Annotated in this window: 7 protein-coding genes; 4 read left to right on the top strand and 3 right to left on the bottom strand. The window is 36.6% G+C overall.

Features of this window, described 5'->3' with window-relative positions:
* The first annotated feature begins 13 nt into the window (after positions 1 to 13).
* The gene (locus H344_RS22460) at positions 14 to 142 is read left to right on the top strand and encodes a transposase (RefSeq protein ID WP_157378286.1); all 129 of its coding nucleotides are present in this window, start codon (positions 14 to 16) and stop codon (positions 140 to 142) included.
* 446 nt (positions 143 to 588) lie between these two features.
* On the opposite strand, the gene H344_RS0116385 is transcribed toward H344_RS22460, so the two are convergent.
* The gene (locus H344_RS0116385) at positions 589 to 1,122 is read right to left on the bottom strand and encodes a GNAT family N-acetyltransferase (RefSeq protein WP_026811268.1); all 534 of its coding nucleotides are present in this window, start codon (positions 1,120 to 1,122) and stop codon (positions 589 to 591) included.
* Between the two features lies 1 nt (position 1,123).
* Positions 1,124 to 2,932, bottom strand: a complete 1,809-nt coding sequence (locus H344_RS0116390) for a M61 family metallopeptidase (RefSeq protein WP_026811269.1) — start codon at positions 2,930 to 2,932, stop codon at positions 1,124 to 1,126.
* Between the two features lie 97 nt (positions 2,933 to 3,029).
* On the opposite strand from H344_RS0116390, the gene H344_RS21800 reads away from it, so the two are divergent.
* From H344_RS21800 to bioD, 3 genes are all read left to right on the top strand, one after another.
* On the top strand, positions 3,030 to 3,188 hold the full coding sequence (locus tag H344_RS21800) for a hypothetical protein (RefSeq protein WP_157378361.1): 159 nt from the start codon (positions 3,030 to 3,032) through the stop codon (positions 3,186 to 3,188).
* Positions 3,189 to 3,553: 365 nt separating this feature from the next.
* Positions 3,554 to 3,940, top strand: coding sequence for a putative signal transducing protein (locus tag H344_RS0116410; protein WP_026811271.1), 387 nt, complete (start codon positions 3,554 to 3,556; stop codon positions 3,938 to 3,940).
* Between the two features lie 4 nt (positions 3,941 to 3,944).
* Complete coding sequence (gene bioD / locus H344_RS0116415) at positions 3,945 to 4,553, top strand: dethiobiotin synthase (RefSeq protein WP_026811272.1); 609 nt, start codon at positions 3,945 to 3,947, stop codon at positions 4,551 to 4,553.
* 338 nt (positions 4,554 to 4,891) lie between these two features.
* Here the strand turns inward: bioD and H344_RS0116425 are convergent, their stop codons facing one another.
* A complete protein-coding gene (locus tag H344_RS0116425) occupies positions 4,892 to 6,319 on the bottom strand; it encodes a PAS domain-containing sensor histidine kinase (RefSeq protein ID WP_084148838.1) in 1,428 nt (475 codons plus the stop codon).
* Between the last annotated feature and the right edge of the window lie 209 nt (positions 6,320 to 6,528).

Below are 6,528 nucleotides of genomic sequence, written 5' to 3' on the forward strand. Positions count from 1 at the left end.
CAAAAAATGGCAGATCAGCAGCATTAGGACTCACCTGCTGAAAATAGGTGCTACCATTAAAATAACCAAAAGAAGAATTTATTACCGGCTCTCCAAAGCCTTTGTGTACCAGCATCTATTCCAGGAATTGCTCTCTGGCTAAAAGTTACTCATCTCACTGTTTATCAGTCTTGGGATACCTATGCCTTATCGGGAAATTTCAACAATATCAGGACTAAAAATAGTCATATCTGCACTAAAATTTACAGAAGGTTCATCTAACAGCTGGAAAACTATCCCGGAAAATTACCTTAATCCAGGGAATGCAAAATTTATCCTCAAATTCCTTGAAGAAAAAACTCTTGGTGAATAATGCGGGATAAATCTAGGAGCCACAACTAGAATCCACAATGGAAGTGTGTAAATAAATATAGTGAAAAAATATGTAAATTACTTGATTATTATATAGAAGCACTGGGTTTTACGTAGAATATGATAGTAGTTGTTCTGTGTTTTTTACAGAGGCCCAGTTGATATATTACTTCGGTTGTTTCACGCTGAGTTTATTGTGAATGCTCCACAACGCTTATCTTGAGGAAATTGATTAGCTCATTGCAATTCGATTAATTTCCATTCATATTTGCCCGACACATAAGTCCTTAAATCGGTAAACCCCACTGCATAATGGGCATTTAAAGATCGTGGATTGCTAGTGTCCACTTCGGTGATGATGCTCGTGAATTTAGGCTGTACAGTATCTTTCATGGCCTCGTAAAGCTTACGGAAAATCCCCATTTTTCGGTACTCCTTATCAATACAAATCTGTCCCATGATTATATAGGGGTCGGGAGGGGGTAGTAAGCTGTTTATTTCCGCAATCATTGGTTTTAGAATTTCTATCTCTAGACCAAAGTTTGGGTGCATACAAAGGGCATAGCCTACAACTACATCACCATCTTTGGCACCGATGTGCGGACAAACAGCATTCATTCTACTAAGTAACTCCAAAGTATGAGATACGGTAACAAATCCCTCTTGCGCCTTCTCTTCCGAACTTAAATTGGCAGGGCGATTCTTCTTCTGTAAATCTAAAATCTGCTGAAGTTCGTTTTCTGTTGTGCAAGTGGTTATTTGAATGTCCATATTATTCCACTTTTAGCCAATCCTTTCTCTTTTTCAATACCTTCTTACCTGGTTTTGCACCCTCCTTTTCCATTAATTGAATGGTATAGGTAGGATTAGCCGTCAGGCCAACCACGGTAAATTTTGGGATACCGTAACGGCTATAGGCTATTTTTAAAGCCTCCCCAACTTTATATTGGGAAATAAAATCGTTAAAAGTCTGATTAGAAGTTAATGGAGTATTGTTAACGGCCATTATTACGTCTCCCCTTTCCAAGCCTGCCTTATAAGCGGGACTCCCAATCTGGGTATTGCGCTGAATGATGCCTGCCCCAAATTGGTTAATGTTCACGCTAGCACCAAAATAGGGTTGTTCCGTTGCCTGTTTTAAGACTACGCCTACGGATTGGAACAGATTCTCATAATTAGGCATTTCACTTTTATAAATATAATAATCAAAGAAATGGTCTCCAAACTCTTTTCCGGCATACTTCACCAAGGTTTGGTGTAGATCATCTATAGTGTAGGGGGTTTCACTTTTACCAAAGGTTTCCCAAACTAACTTGAAGTAATCGTCTAGATTTAATTTATTTTCTCTTAGGGAAAGGTCTAATGCTAAACCGAGCATGCTGCCATAGGAGTAATAGGATATAAAGGTATTGTCCCTATTTACTGGATCTACGGAGGTGGCGGCATCTACAAAAGGTGCCTGGTAACTCATTTCTATTGGGTTGAAAAACTGTCGGCCGGGGGAATTCCACACATAATTAAAAGTTCTAGTGAGTCCTTCTACATATTCATCTGGGGTGATAATTCCAGCTCTACAAAGTATTAAATTGGTGTAATAACTAGTAAATCCTTCAGCAAACCATAGCTCTCCGCTCATATTGGCTTCTGCATAATTAAAGGGCTCTAAAGATTGTGGGCGTATGCGTTCTACGTTCCATGCATGGAAAAATTCATGCGAAACAGTACCAATATTATTTTTCATTCCGCCTTCTGCTAAGCCTTCTCTATCGGTAAGGATGGTAGAATTACGGTGCTCCATTCCGTCTCCGGAGGCATTGGGAATATAACAAGCTAAGAAAGTGTACTTTCCAAAGTCAAAATTAGGTAGTTCACCAAAAACATCTTTTTGTGCTAGGACTATTTTTTTTACTTGTTCAAAATAGGTGTCTAGTTCTGATTCCGTACCGTTATGGTGTAGTACAAACTCAACCGTTTGGGTTTTGCCATTTTGCTCTACCTCAAACTGACGAACAGAAAAATCACTAATTTCTATTGGACTATCCATAAAATACTGGAAATCGGGGGCTCTAAATTTGGTATCCGATAGTTTTTCTAACTGTGTGGCCACTTTCCAGTTAAGGTCTTGCCGAACATCAACGTCTAACATAATTTCACGTTCTGTCAATTGAGGGGAATAGATAAATGTAGCGGGTATATTTAAGTGGGCATGAGTCTCATCTACTTGGGCATAAGTTCCATCGCCCCTATCTGCATACAGAGTGTAGCTCACGTTAACCACGCCGCTGTGGTTGCTAATATCCCATTGGTAAGGGTTGGGTCTATGGATCTTTAAAGGTTTTCCATTGCCGTCAGTAGCCTTAAAGTTATAAACGTTTTTTGCAAACTCGTGAATAGCGTATCGGCCAGGAGAGGAGCGACCCATTCGGACCGAAAAGACACCAGAATCTAAATCGGTAAAAGATGCTTTTATTTCTGCTTCATGATGCACTGCATTATCAAAGGATATTTGATATTGTATGGCTTGTGCTTGTAAGTTTAACGTGAAGATTAGGGTCAACAATCCCAAAAAAATATTTTTCATAATGAAATGCTTTATTTTAGAGCTTTTATGGCGGTATATTTTTAAATCTGTCTGCTTGCGAATATACTATTAAAACAGGAAATACTACATTTGGTATATGGTAGAATTCTTAGGAAAATTGATGGTTAAAATAAACGAAAGACAGGAAAATAATGCCTTTTCAAAATTGCCGGTATCCCATGATTTACTGGATTTAGCTTTTAATGACTATTTGGGTCTTGCCAAAAGTGAGGCTATTTTTAATACGGTTTCCTAGTGTTTGGAAGACAAATAATTAAATATCAATGGTGTTATTGGTTCCCTATTCTAACCAGTAATTCTGAACTTTATAATGATCTAGAAGATTATTTAGCAAACTTTTATAGGTCTGAATCGGCGCTAGTGTTAAATTCTGGATACGATGCCAATATTGATTTTTTTAGTGGGGCACCAAAATGGAACTACAAGGTAATGGAGTGAGCCTTAACCTTATAGAAAATGGGTTTGATGTAAAGCCCATTTTTTTTCCAATGGTGCCGGAAGGGAAAGTGCAATTACGATTCTGTTTGCAGAGCTTTAATACAAAGGAGGAGATTAATAAATTAAAGTCCACATTGTTCAATTTGTTTTAATCGAAAATAAATGAAGAACCCCGAGTTTTATACGCTAGCTACTTTTGAATATGTAGCTGACGTTCAGATTCTAAAAGGACGATTAGAGTCGGACGGGATACCTGTATTCTTGAGGGATGAATACACCCTTAATTCCGATCCCATGATTAGTAATGCTATTGGGGGAGTGAAACTTCAGGTATATTATTCCGATAAGGAAAAGGCTACTGAAATTTATAATGATATACGCGCATATGCTATAGATGATGAGGGGAATTTAAGGAGATGCCCTAACTGTAAAGCGCAAAGGATGGAGGCATATTACAGTAGGAAAGGGTTGTTTTATAAACTTTTCCCCTTTTTTGAAATAAGAAAGTTTAAATGTTTAAATTGTGAATTCATAACCAAACCACAGTAAAATGATGCAGTTTTTTGTTACCGGAATATCCACAGGAGTGGGCAAGACAATTGCCTCTGCTATAATAGTAGAAGCATTGGAAGCAGATTATTGGAAGCCAGTACAGACTGGTGATGATAAAGATGATGATACCATTGTAAGATTAATATCTAATTCTAAAACGGTAATCCATGAAAATAGCTATGCCCTAAAAGCTCCTTTAAATCCACATGCAGCGGCTGTTTTGGAAGGAGTTTATATAGATCCTAATAAGATAGTGGAGCCCATAACAGAGAATCATCTTGTGATAGAAGGTGCGGGAGGGGTGCTAGTGCCTTTGAATGATTCGGACACGATTTTAGATATAATTATGCCCAATTATAAGGTAATTGTTGTTTCTAGGCATTATTTGGGTAGTGTTAATCATTCTCTTTTAACTATTCAATGGTTACAGAATAAAGGATATGATGTGGGGGTAATCTTTAGTGGTAATCCAAACCCCGCTTCCGAGGATGTAATCGTTAATAAAACCAAGGCTCCTGTAATTGGCAGAATAAACGAGGAGCCCTTATTTGATAAGGAAACTATAAGAAAATATGCAGACGAATTTAGAGAGGCTCTTTTGGGAATGTAGCTTTTAATTAATTCGCTGTTAAATCTTTTCCTGAGGCCATATTTATCCCTTTAATATGAAATGCCATTCGGTCATTATTTCTCATCCTTGCAAGCGCATTTTAAACTAGTCTTCTTGGTATGCTTGTATGTATGGCCGCTACTATGAAAAGGTTATTGAGCGAGTCCATAAGGAATCACCTAAAAGATAATTATACCCTAGGGTTTGGCGAAAATACAGTAGGATACTTCTAGGGAAAGTTTTGGGATTATTAGAGTGTTTTTTTAAACTAGTCATTGTTATTCCTAAAGAGAAAGTAGGGTGGAGCTGTTTTTTTAAATAGCTAGGTAAAGACTCCATTAAGAATATGATGGTAGGTTTAAGATAAATGAAGTGCCTTCGTTCAAGGTGCTTTGTACTTCTATAGTGCCGTTTAAGGCTTCAACCTGCACTTTTACTAAATACAAGCCTAGTCCTTTTCCGCTATTGGTACCACTTAATCTACCATACATGTCAAAAATCCTCTTTCTACTAATATCATTGAGGTCCATTCCTGTTCCATTATCGGAAACAGTAATCTCTATGCCGCCAATTGAATTTGAGCTAGCATCAATATTTATAATAAGTTCTCTATCTCTCGACCTGAATCTTAAGGCGTTGATTATTAGATTGTAAAAAATATTGGAGTAATAACTTCTTAACCCATAAACGTGGATTGAAGCGTTAAAATTCACATGAATGTTAGCATTAGTTTTTTTAATTTCTGAAGAGATGAGTAATAGAACATCTTCTATGATTTTTTTTAATTCTATTCTTTCTAGATCGCTTTTGGAAAAGGTTTTTAAGGAAAGCGAATGATTTAAATCTTTAATGGTGCTATCTAGTTTGTTTACTGTGAGGCCTACCATTTCTACTATTTCATCTTTTTTAGAGTTGTTACTTATATCGTATAGTTGTAGTAAACTTAATATCGTTGAAATTGGTCCTCTTACATTATGGGAAACGATGTAGACAAAGTTTTGTAACTCCCGATACTGTCTTATTAATTGCTTTTTAGATTGTTCAATTAGGGTAAGGTCCTGAGTGGTACCTGTAACTTTTTCCACGGTATTATTTTCGTTGCGATATACCTTTCCCATATGTCGCATCAACTTAATACTCCCATCCTCTAGGACTATTCTGTTAGTCATATTAAAAGAATCTTCAGTCTCAAGAGGCTCAAATAGATTTTTAAAATCTTGTCTATCATCTTTATGTATCAGTGATGCTAAAGCCTTATAGCTAGGTTTAAAATGCTTTTCATCTTTTCCAAAAATAGTGTAAAGCTGTTTAGACCATTTTATTTCATCCTTAGTTACATCCCACTCCCAGCTACCAATATTGGCCATTTCCTGGGCCTCTAATAATGAGTTTTCACTTGCTTTTAATTTTCTTAGTGTTTTTACACGATGAGTAACATCTCTTTTATAGATACTACACCCAGTAACACGTTTGTCTTTATCTCTAATAGGGTTGTAGGTTAGTTCAAAATAAAAAACCTTTTTACTCAGTACTACTCTCTTTTCCATGGAAAAATACTCTCCTGAAAGCGCTCTGTCATAATACTCCTTTTTATTATGCTGGTTTTCATGATCCTTGGGATAGTCTAGGATGCTTTCCCCGATTGGGGGGAGATTCCCATAATAAGTATTTCTATGTTCTTTATAGGCAGAATTATAGAAAATAAGATTGTAATTTCTATCTAAGGTCCATACTTGGTTCTTAGTGCTCTCCATTATGGCCTTCAAATGTTCGTACTGTAGTTCTTTTTCCTGGGAAAGGAGCTTAACAGAATCGATTATATTTTTTACATAAAAATGATAGAGGCCCCAAACTAATAAAAGAAAAACTAATGTTAATAGGAGGCTCTAGTTTAAGTTTGCGTTGATATTAGTTTTTCATACCTAGTGTCTATATTTCTGTATCTGGCATAGGTTCCAATGTCTTCAACGGTCTT

The organism is Arenibacter latericius DSM 15913 (assembly GCF_000424985.1).
Taxonomy (GTDB): Bacteria; Bacteroidota; Bacteroidia; order Flavobacteriales; family Flavobacteriaceae; genus Arenibacter; species Arenibacter latericius.